Origin of the sequence: Nocardia vermiculata NBRC 100427 (genome assembly GCF_001613265.1) — a bacterium.
GTDB lineage: Bacteria > Actinomycetota > Actinomycetes > Mycobacteriales > Mycobacteriaceae > Nocardia > Nocardia vermiculata.
In genome coordinates, this window is the sequence record NZ_BDCA01000040.1 from 38,910 (window position 1) to 54,214 (window position 15,305).

General features: G+C 66.3%; 15 protein-coding genes. 4 read left to right on the plus strand and 11 right to left on the minus strand.

Going from position 1 to position 15,305, the window contains the following annotated elements; all coding sequences use genetic code 11:
* Positions 1–35: 35 nt before the first annotated feature.
* The 7 genes from NV2_RS28090 to NV2_RS28120 are packed head-to-tail and all read right to left on the minus strand — an operon-like array spanning position 36 to position 6,906.
* Positions 36–896 (minus strand): SDR family NAD(P)-dependent oxidoreductase, encoded by an 861-nt coding sequence (locus NV2_RS28090; RefSeq protein WP_067881070.1) that lies wholly within the window; start codon positions 894–896, stop codon positions 36–38.
* 31 nt (positions 897–927) lie between these two features.
* Positions 928–1,674 carry an IclR family transcriptional regulator gene (locus NV2_RS28095; protein WP_067881073.1) on the minus strand — a complete coding sequence of 249 codons (747 nt, stop codon included), beginning with the start codon at positions 1,672–1,674 and terminating at the stop codon, positions 928–930.
* A 2-nt stretch (positions 1,675–1,676) separates the two neighbouring features.
* Positions 1,677–2,480 (minus strand): ATP-binding cassette domain-containing protein, encoded by an 804-nt coding sequence (locus tag NV2_RS28100; RefSeq protein WP_067881076.1) that lies wholly within the window; start codon positions 2,478–2,480, stop codon positions 1,677–1,679.
* Positions 2,477–3,529, minus strand: a complete 1,053-nt coding sequence (locus NV2_RS28105; protein ID WP_067881121.1) for an ABC transporter ATP-binding protein — start codon at positions 3,527–3,529, stop codon at positions 2,477–2,479. Before NV2_RS28105 ends, NV2_RS28100 begins: the two co-directional genes overlap by 4 nt.
* On the minus strand, positions 3,519–4,412 hold the full coding sequence (locus tag NV2_RS28110; protein WP_067881079.1) for an ABC transporter permease: 894 nt from the start codon (positions 4,410–4,412) through the stop codon (positions 3,519–3,521). The genes NV2_RS28105 and NV2_RS28110 overlap by 11 nt, the downstream gene beginning before the upstream one ends.
* Positions 4,409–5,350 carry an ABC transporter permease gene (locus tag NV2_RS28115; RefSeq protein ID WP_067881082.1) on the minus strand — a complete coding sequence of 314 codons (942 nt, stop codon included), beginning with the start codon at positions 5,348–5,350 and terminating at the stop codon, positions 4,409–4,411. The genes NV2_RS28110 and NV2_RS28115 overlap by 4 nt, the downstream gene beginning before the upstream one ends.
* A gap of 26 nt (positions 5,351–5,376) precedes the next feature.
* Positions 5,377–6,906: an ABC transporter substrate-binding protein gene (locus NV2_RS28120; RefSeq protein ID WP_245662812.1), complete on the minus strand. Its 1,530-nt coding sequence runs from the start codon at positions 6,904–6,906 to the stop codon at positions 5,377–5,379.
* Positions 6,907–7,543: 637 nt separating this feature from the next.
* On the opposite strand from NV2_RS28120, the gene NV2_RS28125 reads away from it, so the two are divergent.
* Positions 7,544–8,284 carry a TetR/AcrR family transcriptional regulator gene (locus NV2_RS28125; RefSeq protein ID WP_067881087.1) on the plus strand — a complete coding sequence of 247 codons (741 nt, stop codon included), beginning with the start codon at positions 7,544–7,546 and terminating at the stop codon, positions 8,282–8,284.
* Between the two features lie 147 nt (positions 8,285–8,431).
* On the opposite strand, the gene casI is transcribed toward NV2_RS28125, so the two are convergent.
* The 4 genes from casI to NV2_RS28145 all read right to left on the minus strand — a co-directional run bounded on the left by casI (position 8,432) and on the right by NV2_RS28145 (position 13,179).
* Positions 8,432–10,117 carry a steroid-22-oyl-CoA synthetase gene (gene casI / locus NV2_RS28130; RefSeq protein ID WP_067881088.1) on the minus strand — a complete coding sequence of 562 codons (1,686 nt, stop codon included), beginning with the start codon at positions 10,115–10,117 and terminating at the stop codon, positions 8,432–8,434.
* A gap of 65 nt (positions 10,118–10,182) precedes the next feature.
* Positions 10,183–10,839, minus strand: a complete 657-nt coding sequence (locus NV2_RS28135; protein WP_067881123.1) for a PaaI family thioesterase — start codon at positions 10,837–10,839, stop codon at positions 10,183–10,185.
* Between the two features lie 38 nt (positions 10,840–10,877).
* The gene (locus NV2_RS28140) at positions 10,878–11,984 is read right to left on the minus strand and encodes an acyl-CoA dehydrogenase family protein (protein ID WP_067881089.1); all 1,107 of its coding nucleotides are present in this window, start codon (positions 11,982–11,984) and stop codon (positions 10,878–10,880) included.
* A gap of 31 nt (positions 11,985–12,015) precedes the next feature.
* The gene (locus tag NV2_RS28145; protein ID WP_067881097.1) at positions 12,016–13,179 is read right to left on the minus strand and encodes an acyl-CoA dehydrogenase family protein; all 1,164 of its coding nucleotides are present in this window, start codon (positions 13,177–13,179) and stop codon (positions 12,016–12,018) included.
* Between the two features lie 162 nt (positions 13,180–13,341).
* Here NV2_RS28145 and NV2_RS28150 point away from each other — a divergent pair, with 162 nt between their 5' ends.
* Genes NV2_RS28150 through NV2_RS28160 form a run of 3 tightly spaced genes read left to right on the plus strand, consistent with a single transcriptional unit; the run spans position 13,342 to position 15,222 of the window.
* The gene (locus NV2_RS28150) at positions 13,342–13,785 is read left to right on the plus strand and encodes a nuclear transport factor 2 family protein (RefSeq protein WP_067881100.1); all 444 of its coding nucleotides are present in this window, start codon (positions 13,342–13,344) and stop codon (positions 13,783–13,785) included.
* Positions 13,786–13,788: 3 nt separating this feature from the next.
* The gene (locus NV2_RS28155) at positions 13,789–14,688 is read left to right on the plus strand and encodes a TIGR03619 family F420-dependent LLM class oxidoreductase (RefSeq protein ID WP_067881103.1); all 900 of its coding nucleotides are present in this window, start codon (positions 13,789–13,791) and stop codon (positions 14,686–14,688) included.
* A 12-nt stretch (positions 14,689–14,700) separates the two neighbouring features.
* Positions 14,701–15,222 carry a nuclear transport factor 2 family protein gene (locus NV2_RS28160; RefSeq protein ID WP_084475616.1) on the plus strand — a complete coding sequence of 174 codons (522 nt, stop codon included), beginning with the start codon at positions 14,701–14,703 and terminating at the stop codon, positions 15,220–15,222.
* Positions 15,223–15,305 lie beyond the last annotated feature (83 nt).

Genomic DNA, 15,305 nt, shown 5'->3' on the forward strand with positions numbered 1-15,305 from the left:
CGGCCGACGCCCGTTCCGTCCGTGAGGGGCCGGTACTACCGCTCGTCGGCATCGGGAAGCCGACCGGCCAGGGCCCGATCGACGACCTCGTCACCGCAGACGTGGCGGGCCAGAATTTCGAGATCGGCCGCACGGCGCAGGTGATTACCACCCTCGACCGGCAGAACCGCACCGGTCATCCAGGACGACTCCGGACCGGCGAGATAACGCACCGCCTCGGCGATATCCTCGGCGGTACCCACCCGAGCCAGCGGCTTCTCGCGAAGCACGTTTGCGCGCAGCTCCTCGTTGTCGGCGATGAATCCCGGCTTCGCCGCATTCGTCGGCACCAGCCCCGGCCGCACCGCATTGACCCGGACAGCGAGCGCACCGAGTTCGTCGGCCGTCACCTTGACCAGCATCTCCAGTGCTGCCTTGGCGACAGAGTAGGACCCCATGAACGGGAGCGAGCCGGCGCCGGCGGTCGAGGACAGGCAGACGATGGAACCGCCACCGTGCGTGGCCATAGCGGCGGCACTGTGCCGGATCCCGAGCAGCGCCGTCACCACATTGCGCTCGAAATCGCCGATGAGCACCTCGCTGCTCAGCGCCATCGCGGGCGCCATCGTGCCGCCACCGACCGTGCACACGCAGACCCGCAGCGGTGTGTCGTCGGCGTCGGCTACCGCGCGAGCGACATCGCCTTCCACCGCGGCATCGCCCACACTCCAGCGCACCGCCGGCGCCTGCGGTGCCGCACGCGCCACCGTGTCGGCGGCCGCACGCAGCGACGATTCGGTGCGGCCCATCAGGGTCACCGACGCACCGTCGCGGGCGAGCCGCAGTGCGGTCGCGGTGCCGAAGCCGCCGGCGCCACCGGTGATCAACGCACCGGCACCGGACAGAGGTCCAGACATGATCGTTACTCCTTCGAGGGGACGACGAAAGCTACAGGGCCAGCGTTACTTCGCGAGCCACTGCCGCCACCAGCGGCGCGACCCGCTCGAACCGGGTCGTTCCGGCATCGCCGCCGGATACCGAGATCCCGGCGATCGGCCCGTCGCTGGTGCGGATCGCCGCACCGACACAGGCGACGCCGCGAAAGGACTCGCCGTGTTCGAAGGCGAGTCCGCGGCGCCGGCGCACGCTGTTGAGCTCTCGGTGCAGCATGGGCACATCGCCGATCGTGCGCTCGGTGCGCCGCTGCAGCCGCTTGCCGTACAGGCCGTCCACCCGCTCCGGCGCCAGCAACGCGAGCATCGACTTCCCGCAGGCGGTCGAATACGCCGGTTCCCGGCCACCGACGCGCGACGGGAGTGAGGATGCGCCGCGACCGCCGACCTTGTCGAGATACACACTCTCACCGGCATCGAGCACCGCAAGGTGGACCACCATCCCGGTCCGCACATGCAGCTCCTGCAGCAACGGTGCTGCCGCGGAACGGATCTCACCGTGGCCCGAACCGATATCGGTGTCACCCGCACGGAGCATGCGACGCCCCATCCGGTAGCCACACGGCGTGCGCTCCACCCACTCCAGCCGGACCAGGTGATTGAGGATCCGGTGCACTGTCGAACGCGGCAACTGCGTGCGGCGAGTCAGCTGCTCGAGAGTCAGCCGGGAAGTCCGGTCTTCGAATGCGTCGAGAATGATCGTGAACCGGTCGATCATCCCCACGGACGTTTCGTAGCTCATTGTCACCGCCGTGCACTTCGTGGGATAGGGACAGGGATGGCGTCCAGCAGCGTCCGGGTGTATTCCTGCTGCGGGTCGCGGTAGATCTGCTCGACCGTTCCGGACTCGACGACCGCACCGCCGGCCATTACCAGCACCCGGTCCGCGATCACCTCGATCAGGGCCAGGTCGTGACAGACGAACAGGTAGGCCAGACCCAACTCCTCCTGCAGGTCGCGGAGGAGATTGAGCACCTGTGAGCGGACCGAGACATCCAGCGCCGCAACGGGTTCGTCACAGACGATCATTTTCGGACGCAGCGTGAGTGCCCGGGCGATCGCGACGCGCTGCAGCTGCCCCCCGGACAGTTCGGCCGGATACCGGTTCAGGTAACGCGAGCCGATCCCGACCTTGTCGAGCAGGGCCCGCACGGTCCGGGTGCGCGCTGCGCGATCCTCGTCGGAGTGCACGATCAGTGGTTCGGCGACCGCGTCGAAAATGGTCATGCGCGGGTCGAGTGAACTGTGCGGATCCTGGAAGATCATCTGCATCCCGCGCCGCATCGCCCGCAGCCGAGCCGATTTCGCGGCACGGACGTCCTGGCCGTCGAACACGATGGTGCCGCTGTCGGGTTCGATCAATCGCAGCACGATTCGGCCGACGGTCGATTTCCCCGCACCGGATTCACCGACGACCGCGAGACATTCGCCGGCGTCGAGGGTGAACGAGACGTCGCGCACGGCGTGGGTCCAGCGGTTACGCCGTCCCAGCAGGTCACGTCCGGTGGAGAAGGACTTCGAAATATCTGATACCTCGAGCAGGCTCATGACTGCCGCACCCCCTGGAGTTCGAGTTCGGTACTGCGCAGGCACCGCGCGCCGCCGTGCTCGGCATCGAAGTCCGCCGCCGGATGGGTGAGCTCACACAGTCCCGGCTGCGCATGAGCGCAACGCTGTTCGAACCGGCATCCGGAGGGCCATTCACCGGCGACCGGAATCCGGCCCTCGATGGCGGTCAGGCGCCGGTTCCCACGCAGTCCCGGCTGTGGAATCGATGCCAGCAGCCCGGCGGTGTAGGGGTGGCGGGGTGTGTAGAACAGGTTTTCTGCCCGGCCTTGCTCGACCACCTCGCCGGCGTACATGACCACGACTCGTTGACACAGTTCGGCGACGACCGCGAGATCGTGGGTGATGAACAGCAGGCCGATGCCGGTCTGTTCCTGCAGGTCGCGGAGCAGTTCGAGAATGGTCTCCTGCACCGTGACATCCAGGGCGGTGGTCGGTTCGTCCGCGATCAGCAGCCGCGGGTTGCACGCCATGACCATGGCGATCATGACGCGCTGGCACATGCCGCCACTGAAGGCGTGCGGATATTCGCGCACCCGCTCGGCGGCGCGGGGTACCTGAACCAACTCCAGCATTTCCACGGCTCGGGCCATCGCCGCGCGGCGATCCAGTCCGAGATGCCTGCGCACCGATTCGGCGATCTGGTCACCCACCGTGTACGCGGGGTTGAGGCTGCGGATCGGCTGCTGAAAGATCATTCCCATTCCGGATCCGCGGAGTTTGCGCCACTCCCGTTCCGGGAGCGTGGTCAGGTCGCGGCCTTCGAATTCCACCGAGCCGCCGGCTATCCGGCCGCCCATATTCCCGGTCAGGCCCATCACCGCGAGCGAGGACACCGTTTTACCGGACCCGGATTCGCCGACCAGCGCGACGGATTCGCCCGCGCCGACGTCGAACGAGACACCGTCCACCACAGTGAGCCAGTCACGCCGGCCCGCCCGGAACTGCACGGTCAGGTCCTGTACCCGCAGCAGGTGCCCGCCGTCGGCTTCGGGCGTGGTGCCGGGCCTCGGGAGATCGCTAGTTGCCACTGCCATTGCGGCTCCTCGTCAGAGCTCGGCGAACACCGTCACCGAGGTAGGTGAATGCGAGTACGGTCACGAAGATCATCACGCCCGGCGGCCACACCAGATGGGGTGCGAGCTGCATATTCGAGGCCGCGGTGCTGAGCATGGAGCCCCAGCTGGCCGCCGGTGCCTTCGCACCCAGCCCCAGGAAGCTCAGGCTGGCCTCCGCCGCCACCGCCGTGCCCAGCGACACGGAGATGACCAGGATGATCGGGGGCATCACATTCGGCAGGATGTGGCGCACGATCGTCCGAGCGGGATGGCAGCCCAGCGCGACCGATGCCTCGATATACGTATCGCTGCGAACGTCCATCGTCGAGGCGCGCGCGACGCGGTAGAACCGTGGCGCCATCACCAGCCCGACCGCGAACATCGCGTTGGTGATCCCCGATCCGAGGACGGCGACGATCGTAATCGCCAGCACCAGCGACGGGGCGCTCATCAACGCCTCCATCGCGCGGGTCAGCAGGGCATCGGTCCAGCCGCCTCGATAGCCGGCGATCACACCGAGTGGCAGCCCGAGCACCAGTGCCAACGCCACCGCCTGCAATGCGGCGGTCAACGAGATGCGGGTGCCGAAGATCAACCGGCTCAATGCGTCTCGCCCGTAGTCGTCGGTTCCCAGTAGGTGCTCACCACTGGGCGGCTGCAGTCGGTTGAGCAGGTCCTGCGCGTACGGATCGGCGGGTGCGATCCACGGTGCGAACACCGCCGCAACGACCAACGCCAGCACGACGAGTCCTGCGATCGCGGTGGCGGGCCTGCGGCGCAGGAAGCCGAAGACCTTGCGGCCCACCGTGTTCGGGTTCGTGATGTCCGCCGCGGTGGCGGATGTGGTCGCCGTCATGCGCGCACCTTCGGGTTGAAGTAGCCGTAGGAGATGTCCACCAGCAGGTTCACCACGACAACGACGATCGTCGTGAACAGGACGAATCCGAGAATCACCGGCACGTCGTGGTTCTGAACGCTGTTCACCGCCAGACTCCCCATCCCGGGCATGTTGTAGATGATCTCGATGGTCACCGCGCCGCCCAGCACTTCCGACACACGGAATCCGAGCACGGTGATCATCGGGATGCAGGCGTTCTTGAGAGCGTGCTTACCGATCACGCTCGCCCGGGACAGACCCCTCGCCTCGGCATTGAGTATGTAGTCGCTGTCGAGTACCTGTCCCAACGCGGAGCGCAGCTGCAAAGTCACCTCGGCCGCGGGCAGCAGTGCCAACGCCACAGCGGGCAGCACCAGGTGCTCCCACCACGGTACGAATCCCTCCGACAACGGTGCGTAACCGAATGCCGGGAATATCTGGTGCGATACCGCGAACACCAGGACCAGCACCAATCCGAACCAGAAGGCCGGAATCGCGATGGCCACCGAGGCCGCGACGTTGATGGCGCGGTCGACCGGGCCACCGGGGCGCAGCGCGCCCAGGACACCGAGCACCATGCCGATGACAACGGCCAGCACCATGGCGACGAAGACCAGCGACAGCGTCGTTGCCATTCGGCGCGACAGCAGTTCCACCACGGACTCGTTGGACCACAACGACATTCCGAGATCCCCCCGCAGCGCGGAGCCGAGCCAGTCGAAATAGCGCAGGAATACGTTCTCGTCGAGATGAAGATTCTCCCGCAACTCCCGCAGCCGTTTCGGCGTGGAGTTCTCCCCCGCCAATACGACGGCTGGGTCGCCCGGCGCCAGATCCATCAACAGAAATATCAGCAAAGGAACGATCAACAGTAGCGGAATTGCCGCCAGCAACCGCTTCCCGGCATAACGAAGCATGAAACTCTCCTACCTTCGGCGGCCGTCTACTCGGTCATTCCTACGTGGCGGACATCGAAGATCCCGAGGTCGACCCAGGCGATATCCTCCACACCGACTACTTTGTTGGTGAAAATCTGCGCATTCGTCTGATTGCATATCGGCACGAACATCGCTTCGCGCAGCGTCGAGTCCCAGATCTGCTGATACAGCGGTGCCCGCTGTTCGTGGGTCAGGGTGGGATCTGCGGCCCGCTTCGCCAGATCCTCGATGTGCGCATTTCCGTTCCCGAGGTCATAGGCCCCGAGCACGAAGGTATTCACGGTCTCGGCAGGATCGACCTTGGGGCTGAAACTGTTCGCCACCATGGAAGGAAAGTCGCCGGCGACATAGCGCGGCTCGTTCTGGGTGTTCGGTACCGGGTTGAGGTCCGCCTTGATACCGGCCTTCGACAGGCTGCCCTGCAGGACGTTCGCGGTCTTCTCGGTATTCGTACCGGCACCGAACGTCAACTCGATCTTCGCTCCGCCGGCCGATCGCGCGAGCGCCGCGGCCTTCTCGGTATCGAACGAGTAGGGATATCGGTAGGCAGCGTCCGCGGACCAGCTCCCGGCGGGGTACAGCTGGCGATACGGTTTACAGGTTCCGGAGAACAGGGCGCTCACGGCTGCGGGGTCGATCGCGGTCGCGACGGCCTGACGAACCTGCGGCTTCGCGAGGTCGCCCTCCGCTCGCATGTAGAGGCCGAGCACATTGCGGAAGACGACTTCGTCGACCCCCAGCGCTCCGGCTCGTCCGAGGTTCTGCGCTTCGACGACCTCGTTCGCCGAACTCACCCAACTCAGATCGGTCATTCCGGTTTTCAGGCCGTTCAGCCGCGTACTGGCGTCGGAAATCGCCTCGAATTCGATGCCGGCTACCTTCCCGGCCTCCGGGTCCCAATTCGTGCCGGGCGCACGCACCAGGGACAACGATTCCTGGGGAACGTATTCCTCGACCAGGAATGCCCCGGAGCCGGCGTTTCCGGGGTTATTTCGGATATCGGTGCCGGCCTCGATCGTCTTCGGACTGATCATCATTCCGACGTTCGTACTGAAAACGCCCGGCAGTTCCACACCGGTACCCGGAGCAAGCCGGAGCCGCACGGTGTAGTCGTCGACGACATCCACGGAGGTGATGTTGTGCAGCGCGGCTTTCACCGTGCTGCCCTCCATATTCTGACCCCGCTCGATATTCGCTGCGACGGCCGCCGCGTCGAAGTGCGTGCCGTCGTGGAATTCGACGTCGTTGCGGAGGGCCAGTTCCAGATACGATCCGTTCTTCGCGAACTTCCACGAGTTCGCCAGCCCCGGAAGCAGATCCCCTTTCGCGTCGACCGTGGTGAGCCGGTCGAACAGCGGAGTCATGTAGCCCCAGCCCCCGTAGCTGGTCTGCATGTAGGGATCCAGATTCCTGGTGGGTGAACTCGTGGTGACGCGCAGTACCGCATCTCGATCCAGCTCACCCACGGGGCCACCGAAACCGCCGTTCAACTGCCCGCCGCCGCACCCGGCAAGAACCAGGGCCGTCACGGCCATCGCTACCAAACTTTTGGAGACACGAAACCTCTTACGGTTCATCGCGTTCCTTTCACACTTCGAAGAAATCAAACAATCCGGCCGCCGGCGCGTGCGGCGCTCGCGATCCGGATACGCCCGTGACATCGGGCGAGAAGCACCGTCGGCCGCGGAGCGTGGCGAGTACGACGGGCAATTACCGCAGCGTGGCCGGGAATCGTTCGCAGCCAGAGGTTTCCGAGCAAGCGCCGGTCAGGGGCGGCGCGGTCGGCGCCACGCCGGCACCGATGCGACGGGGCCGTCTTCCGATAGCACCGAGACGGCGGGGAGGACCGGGAAGGCTGGGAGGGATGAAACGAGATCCATGCACGTGCTCCTTGCATGCTGCTGGTTCGACCGGCATCGAGAGCCGAGAACCAAGCAACGTTAGGTTTCAGCGAAGCAATCGCTTGCTCAAGTACGTTAGATGGATCACATATGACTGTCAACCAATCGGTACGCAAAACGTAAACTCCCAGGTGAACAGGGGGTTTTGAACGCGGGTTACCCGGCAGTAAATCGAGCTGCGGTACCCGATACGAGCCGACCGACGCGGTGTACGATGGTCCGAACAAGCGCTTGGTTGAGGACGCGCAAGCGCGATACGAGGAGGGGTGCGGTGGCATCGACTCGCAGACAGGACATCCTGTTCCACGCGGCGAAGCTGTTCAGCGAACGTGGCGTGGCGGGTACCACCGTGCGGGATATCGCCGACGACGTCGGGATCCTTTCGGGTAGCCTATACCACCACTTCGCGTCCAAGGACGCGATCGTCTTCGAAATCGTGACAACCTTCGTCGAAGACCTCAACGAGAGGTACGAAGCGGCCCTGATGCCGGGCGAGACCGCCCGGGAACGGCTCGATCGCATGGTCGCGGTCTCGTTCGAGGCCGCGATGGACCACCCCTTCGCGACCGAGATCTATCAGAACGAGAGTTCGGTATCCTCGCAGCCCGACAGCAGCCGCATCGCCGTCGCGGTACGTCGCGCGAACAGCTATTGGGACGAAGCGATCACGCGGGGGGTCCGGACGGGCGAGTTCCGCGACGATGTGGACCCGAACCACTTTCACCGGATGCTACGCGAATCTGTGTGGCTCACAGTGCGTTTCAACCGTCCCTCGCTCGAGCAGAATGCCGACAAGCTCCGCCACGACCTGATCACCGTCTTCCTCGGCGGTTTCACCGCGAGCCCGGCCACGCCGGTTCCCGCCACGACGAGCGTGGCGCAGTCCGCCGTGCCGGCCGAGCACCCGGCACCCGCGTCGGCTGCCACGGATGATTCGGCGCTCAGCGACCTGCAACGCGATGTACGCGAACTCGAGCAGGCGGTCCGTGAACTGAGGTTGCTGCGGGGTTGATATCGCGGCCCGATCGGGCGCGTCGAACCGCTTCGCCCCGTACGTGGTGCCACGGTGCCGGATACTCGTCCGGTGCGAATACATCCGGCCGGGTGCTCGGGTGATCTCGTGGATCACCGGGCACCCGGCCGTCGGTCGCATTCGCCCTCAGGCGGTCGAGGGGTTCGTTTCGGGTAGGAACCTCGCGCGGCCGTAGGTGTGGAAATCGCTCTCCAGTGCCTGTTTGTCCGCCTCGGTCAGTGGTGCGTACTCCAGCCCGGTCCGGCCCACCCGCTGGAAGATCGGATCACCGACTCGCCACAACTGCGCCTGCAACTCCCGTTTGAGCACCTTGTTGGATCCGGTAACGGGCAGATTCGTCGATACCCGCACGAACCGAGGCGCCGATTTACTACCCAGATCGTCCTGGCTGCCGAGGAATTGCCCGAACTCCGCCGGATCGAAGTCGGTGAACTCCGCAACCTCGATCGCGGCCATCACCTGATCGCCCGAACGCGGGTCGGGTACCGCATACACACCCGTGGCGATGACCTTCGGGTGCCGGCGCAGGATGCGCTCGATCATCAGCGCCGACGTGTTCTCCCCGTCCACGCGAATCCAGTCGCCCTTACGGCCGGCGAAATAGATGAACCCGGCCTCGTCGACATAGCCGAGATCACCGGTCCAGTACCAGCCGTGCCGGATACGTTCGGCGACTGCGGCTTCGTTCTTGTAGTAGCCCTCGAACCGCTTCGCGCCGCCCTTGTCGATCATCTCCCCGATGGCCTCGTCCGGGTTCAGGACCCGACCGTGTTCGTCGAGTTTCGCCCGGGCGCATTCCTGCCTGGTTTCCGGGTTCACGACGAGGATGTCGGCATGTGCCGGCCGGCCCATCGCCCCCGGGGGCATATCCGGGTCGGGCTTCACCGATCCCGCCCCCTCGGACGAGCCGTAACCCTCGAACAGCTGGGCGCCGAAGCGCCGGGCGAACTCTGCCTGGTCCTCCGGCGACGCCTCGGTGCCGAATCCACGCACCAGCGTGTTGTCGATGTCGTCGGGTCGTTCCGGAGTCGCCATCAGGTAGCTCAACGCCTTGCCGACGTAGGTGAAGAAGGTGGCGCCGAAGAAGCGAACGTCCGGCAGGAACCCGGAGGCGCTGAATTTCGGTGTCAGGCAGACCGTCGCACCGTTGGCCAGTGCCGGCGCCCACAACGCCATCAGCGCATTGCCGTGGAACAGCGGCATGCAGCAGTAGTCGACGTCGTCGCGGACGTGGCCGTATTTCGCGGTATTCGCGTACGCGAGCCGCGCCAGCCGGCCCTGGCTACAGCGCACCGCCTTCGACATGCCGGTGGTGCCGGAGGTGAACAACAGCAGAAACAGCGTCGATTCGTCCACACCGGGGCCGGCGACGGGTTCGCCACCCCGGTGCTCCTGCACGGCTGCCTGGTACGACGGTGCGTCGACCAGTAGGAAACGATCTTCGCTCAGCCCTAGATCGAGGCCCTGGAGCCTGGCCATCCCCGCGGTGTCGGTGACGATCAGCTGACAGTCGACATATCGGATCTCGGCCTCGAGTTCGGCGCCGCGCCGGGTCGGGTTGATTCCGACGATCGCCGCCCCGGACAGCGCGGCACCGCCGAGCCAGAACAGGTATTCGGGAGTGTTCTCCAGCAGTACGCCGATATGGAAGGGGCCCTCGGTGCGCAGAGCGTCAGCGAGCGCACCGCGCGCCGCACTCTCGCGGACCGTCTCGTCCCAGGTCCAGTCCTGCTCCCGGGTACGCACGCCCGGGCGGGTATCTCCGAGCCGGTCGAGCAGCATCTCGGCTATGGTCACGCGTTCCAACTCCAACTCCTCGTATATCCGTGCCGATTGTCACGACGGCGCCGCGGCGGCCATTGTTCGATCACCGGGGGTCACCGCGGCCGAGGCAGCATCCGGGCGATGAACAATCCTTCCGCTGAGACGCAGACGGTGCCGTCGGCGGTGCGGATGTCGCCCGCGGTGTTGATCTTGGACCCGCTCACCGACTCCGTCCGGGCACTCACCGTGAGCGGAACGAACAACGGCGTCGGGCGGTGATACCGCACATTCAACTGAGCTGTGGCCCCGCTGGATCCGGCCCACCCGTTGGCGACGCCGAAGGTGTGATCGAGCAGCTGCGCGGCGACACCACCGTGCACATATCCCGGCGGGCCCTGATACGGAAGGCCCAGGATGACCACGCCGTCCACCGATCCGTCCGCACGGCCGGTGAGCGTCAGCGGGGGCGCTATCGGGTTCTCCATTCCGGTAACCGGGTCGTGGCGAGTGATACCGTCACCGCGCCACATTTCGATCAAGCGCTGCTCGATCGTCCCGGCATGCTCGTCGAGGTGGTCGGCAACAGCATCGAGTTCGGCAGCCACTCGGTCGAGTTCCGCGCTCGCGTGGTCGGTGCGCATCAGCGCGTCCATGACCCGCCGCACCGCCGCGGTCGCACGATCGACCGGCAGTGCTCGCGGCGACGAGGTAATAATGCTGTCGGGCGGCGCGGTGGCCAGGGTGGGACGCACGTTCGGTTCGTGACTCATGGGGCCCCGCTGCTGATTCGCATCGACACCTGTCGCGGTCACACCGTCACCTCCTGGTCGGCGAGCCGATCACCCAACCGGGCCAGGTCGGCGCCCGCAGCCCCCAGGGTTGCGGCGATCTGCTTGCCCCACAACAGGTATCGGTGCACGGGGTAGTCGATGTCCACCCCGATACCCGCGTGCACATGCTGGGTGCGATGCACGACCCGCTGTCCCCCGTCGGCGGCCCACCACTTGGCGACCGGCACCGCGGTTCCCGGATCCTCCCCGGTGCCGAGCAACCAGGCCGCCTGCCACAAGGTGACCCGCATCGCCTCGAGATCGATATAGCAGTCGGCCAGCTGATGACCCACCGCCTGGAACGATGCCAGCGGACGACCGAACTGCTTGCGCCCGTTGAGATACGAAACAGCCTGGGCGACCGCGCCGGCACCGACACCGGCCTGCAGCGCCGCGAGTGCCACCTGCGCGCGGTCCACCAGCCACCGCACCGAGCCACCCTCGGCGACGAGGTCGGCCGGGGCCGCGTCGAAGGTCAGATTCGTGGCGATGGCGCGCGTGGTGGTCTCGTTGTTCTCGGCCTGCACCCCGGCACCGGCCGGATCGACCAGGAACAGTCCGGTCCCGGTCGGCGTCGCGGCCGACACCAGCACGCGGGTCGCGACATGCGCTGCCGGGACGGCCGCCTTCGCTCCGGTCAGCAGCCAGGTGCCGGCCTCGGACCGCTGCGCCGAGGTACCGGGTGCCGCGGGATCGGCCGGACCGAACTCCTCGAGTCCGACGGTCAGCAGCAGTTGTCCTTCCGCGGCCGGGCCCACGTAACTGTCGCACTGTTCCCGGGTGCCGAATTCGGCGACGGCCGCGGCAGCGAGCACGGTCTCCCACAACGGCACCGGGGCCACGCTGCGGCCCTGCTGCTCGAGCAGCACACACAACTCGGTGAATCCCAGCCCGCCCCCGCCGTATTCGGCGGGCAGCGCGATCCCGACCAGTCCGGCCCGGCCGAGTTCGCGCCACAACTCGCGGTCGACCCGGTCCTCGGTCGCCTCGACCGCCTTGATCCGGTCGGTACCCGATTTTCCGGTGAAGATGTCGGCGGCCAGATCACGAATCGCGATCTGCTCCTCGGTAAAGGCGAAATCCATCAGTTCTCCTCACAGATGTCGAGCACGCTCATCAGCCGCGCGCCGCCTTCGCCGCCCCCAGGCCCAGCGTGGCGACCATATCCCGCAGCACCTCGTTGACGCCGCCACCGAAGGTGTTGACGACGGCCTGACGAGAGAGCTGTTCGATCTGCCCGGCCAGGACGGCTCCCGGGCTGCCCGGGCGGATCCGCCCGGCCGCACCGAGGATGCCCAGCAGGCTGCGATAGACATCGACATGGGTTTCGGTGCCGAAGACCTTCGTCGCTCCGGCATCGGCGCCCGACAGCGTGTCGGCCGCCACGGCCATCGTCATCTTCCAGTTCAGCAGGCGCATGGCCTCGAGTTTCGCGTGGGTGCGGGCGAATTCCTGTCGCACCCAGGGCTGGTCGACGGCGCCCGACTCCCGCGCCCAGTCCAGCACCTGCCGCCACAGCCCTTCGGTCCGCCCACCGAGAGCGGCCAGGCCGATGCGTTCGTGGTTCAGTTGCGCCGTGATCAGGCGCCAGCCACCGTTCGGCTCGCCGACCACCGCATCGTCGCCGACACGAATACCGGAGTAGTAGGTCGAGGTGACGGTCAGGCCACCGACGGTATGGATCGGCGACCAGGAGAAACCCGGGTCGGTGGTCGGCACGATGAGGATCGAGATGCCCCGGTGTTTCGGCGCATCCGGATCGGTGCGGCAGGCCAGCCAGACGTAGTCGGCGGTATTGGCACCGGAGGTGAAGATCTTGTTGCCGTCCACCACCCAGCCGTCACCATCGCGCACGGCGCGCGTCTGCAGCGACGCCAGGTCGGTGCCGGCCTCGGGCTCGGTGTATCCGATCGCGAAGACGATGTCGCCGGAGAGGATGCCGGGCAGGAATGCCGCCTTCTGTTCCTCGGTGCCGTACTTCTGCAGCGTCGGGCCGACCGTGTTGACGGTGACGAAGGGGAAGGGGATGCCGGCGCGCTGCACCTCGTCGAAGAAGACGAACTGATCCTCGATCGAGCGGCCCTGCCCGCCGAACTCCACCGGCCAGCCGATCCCCAGCCAGCCGTCGGCGCCGAGCATTTTCACGATCTCCCGGAACCGGTCGCCACCCACACCCTGTTCACCGGCGGCACGCCGCTCGTCCTCGGGAAGCAGTCCGGCGAAATAGGTACGTAATTCCCGCCTGAGCTCCTGTTGTTCGGGTGACTCCCGAAAGTCCATCGTGGTTCTCCTATGCCATTGACGGCTGTCGCGACCTGATTCGGACGTTATCGGGGCCGGGCTGTCGCGAGCCTGCCGAGGTCCCACCCACCGGAAACGCCGGTTCCGTGCGCGCGGCTTCGAGGCTGAGATAGGAATGTGGAACCAGCTGACCAATTATCGATGTCTGCCCTCACCACCGGCTACGGTCGAGCGGTCGATCGCCGCGACGCGGACGCACTCACCTCCCTGTTCACCTCGGACGTGGTGTTGGTGTTGCCACCCGAGCTGAACGGAACGGGCGCGCCGAGCGAACTGGTCGGCAGAGACGAGGTGGTCGACGCGGTCGTGAAGTCGGTGCAGCGTTATGTACTGACCCGGCACGTCGTGGATCAACCACTGCTCGAAGGGGTGTCGGACGTGACTGCTCGCGGCGAAACCTATTGCACGGCGCACCACATATTCCCCTACGACGACGGTCACCGCGACAAGCGTGTGGCGATCCGCTATCAGGACACCTTCGCACGAGTCGAGGACAGCTGGTTGTTCTCCCGACGCGAACTCGTCGTCGATTTCACCGAGACGGTGCCGGTGCGGCTGCCGGCCACCCGCGAGACGGAGGTCTGAACAATGGAAATCGGGCTCAATCTGCTGGGCGCCGAGGGACTGTTCGACGGCGATATCAGCCGCGTTCCCGCCCTCGCGGCCGAGGCGGACCGCCGCGGCTTCGATCTGATCTCCACCGGCGATCACCTGGGTTTCGACGCCGACGCCCATGCGGTCCGACGCCGGGAGAACGCGTTCCCGTTCCCGCTGGAACACCCGTGGTACGAACCGATCTCGTTGCTGTCGGCCGTGGCCGCGGTGACCGAGCGCGCACAGCTGGGGGTGTCGGTACTGATCGCGCCACTGCGGCCCCCCGTCCTGCTGGCCAAACAGATCGCGACCCTCGATCACCTCTCCAAGGGGCGGGTGACCATCGGGCTCGGGGTGGGCTGGCAGGAGGCGGAGTACACCGCCACCGGTGTGCCCTTCGAAGGCCGGTTCGGCCGGATGGAGGAGTTGGTGCGCGCGTGCCGCGAGCTGTGGACGCACGCCCCGGCCGAGTTCACCGGCCGCGATTACTCCTTCGAGAACTTCCACAGTCTGCCGTTTCCGGTCCAGGATCGGGTACCGGTGCTGTTCGGTCTCGGCCCGAGTCCGCGCAATTTCGACCGTATCGCCCGCGTCGCCGACGGCTGGACGGTCAATCCGACGGACCTGCCCCAGTTCGCCGACAGTGTCGCGCTGCTGCGCGACAGGTTCGCAGCCCACGACCGTGATCCCGGCTCGCTGCGCGTCCAGGTATCCATCACCCCGGTGTTCGATTCCGCCGGCAATGCCGACCTCGACGCGACGGCGCGCATGGTTCGGAAATTCCAGGAATTCGGTGCGACTGCTGTGCTGTTCCGTCCCACCTCGTTCAGCCGGGATCCGGGCCGGCTACCGGAGTTGCTGGACTGGATGATCAGCCTCGGCAACGACGACTAGAAGGAGACGGCGGTGTCGGACGCCCTGCAGGAACTGCTGCACAAACAAGCCATCTACGAGGTGGTGATGCGCTACTGCCGCGGTATCGATCGGCTCGATTTCGACCTGGTGCGTAGCGCCTACCATCGCGACGCGATCGACCACCACACCGGATTCGACGGCACCGTCGACGAATTCGTCGAATGGTTGGGTCCGAAACTGCCCCGTCTCGGCGGCACCATGCATCACATCGGCAATCATCTGGTGGAACTGCACGGCGAGGTAGCGATCAGCGAATCGTATTCCATCGCAACCCATTGGAGTGCGCCCGGCGCCGAAGGCACGTCCGACTTCACCAGCGGTTGCCGCTACGTGGACCGAATGGAATTGCGGGAGGGCAGGTGGGCGATCGCGGAACGCTGGGCGGTACGCGAATGGACCCGCTCCGATGCCGGGCGGCTCACCGCTCCCGAGGGCAACGGGCCGCGTGGGCGCCGCGACGCCACCGATCCGCTGATACTGCTGCGCGAGCACATCACCCAGCGCGCCGGGTAGTCCGGTCCGGCACAGCCCTCGGGCCCACCGCGAGAACCGCGGTGGGCCCGAGGGCTTTTCGGTGCCGAATGCCTGCCGCCCGG

Bases quoted from the DNA above. Each gene is read 5' to 3' on its own strand.
- NV2_RS28090 (WP_067881070.1), bottom strand. From the start codon at position 896: ATGTCTGGACCTCTGTCCGGTGCCGGTGCGTTGATCACCGGTGGCGCC.
- NV2_RS28095 (WP_067881073.1), bottom strand. From the start codon at position 1,674: ATGAGCTACGAAACGTCCGTGGGGATGATCGACCGGTTCACGATCATT.
- NV2_RS28100 (WP_067881076.1), bottom strand. From the start codon at position 2,480: ATGAGCCTGCTCGAGGTATCAGATATTTCGAAGTCCTTCTCCACCGGA.
- NV2_RS28110 (WP_067881079.1), bottom strand. From the start codon at position 4,412: ATGACGGCGACCACATCCGCCACCGCGGCGGACATCACGAACCCGAAC.
- NV2_RS28115 (WP_067881082.1), bottom strand. From the start codon at position 5,350: ATGCTTCGTTATGCCGGGAAGCGGTTGCTGGCGGCAATTCCGCTACTG.
- NV2_RS28120 (WP_245662812.1), bottom strand. From the start codon at position 6,906: ATGGCCGTGACGGCCCTGGTTCTTGCCGGGTGCGGCGGCGGGCAGTTG.
- NV2_RS28135 (WP_067881123.1), bottom strand. From the start codon at position 10,839: ATGAGTCACGAACCGAACGTGCGTCCCACCCTGGCCACCGCGCCGCCC.
- NV2_RS28140 (WP_067881089.1), bottom strand. From the start codon at position 11,984: ATGGATTTCGCCTTTACCGAGGAGCAGATCGCGATTCGTGATCTGGCC.
- NV2_RS28145 (WP_067881097.1), bottom strand. From the start codon at position 13,179: ATGGACTTTCGGGAGTCACCCGAACAACAGGAGCTCAGGCGGGAATTA.
- NV2_RS28150 (WP_067881100.1), top strand. From the start codon at position 13,342: ATGTCTGCCCTCACCACCGGCTACGGTCGAGCGGTCGATCGCCGCGAC.
- NV2_RS28155 (WP_067881103.1), top strand. From the start codon at position 13,789: ATGGAAATCGGGCTCAATCTGCTGGGCGCCGAGGGACTGTTCGACGGC.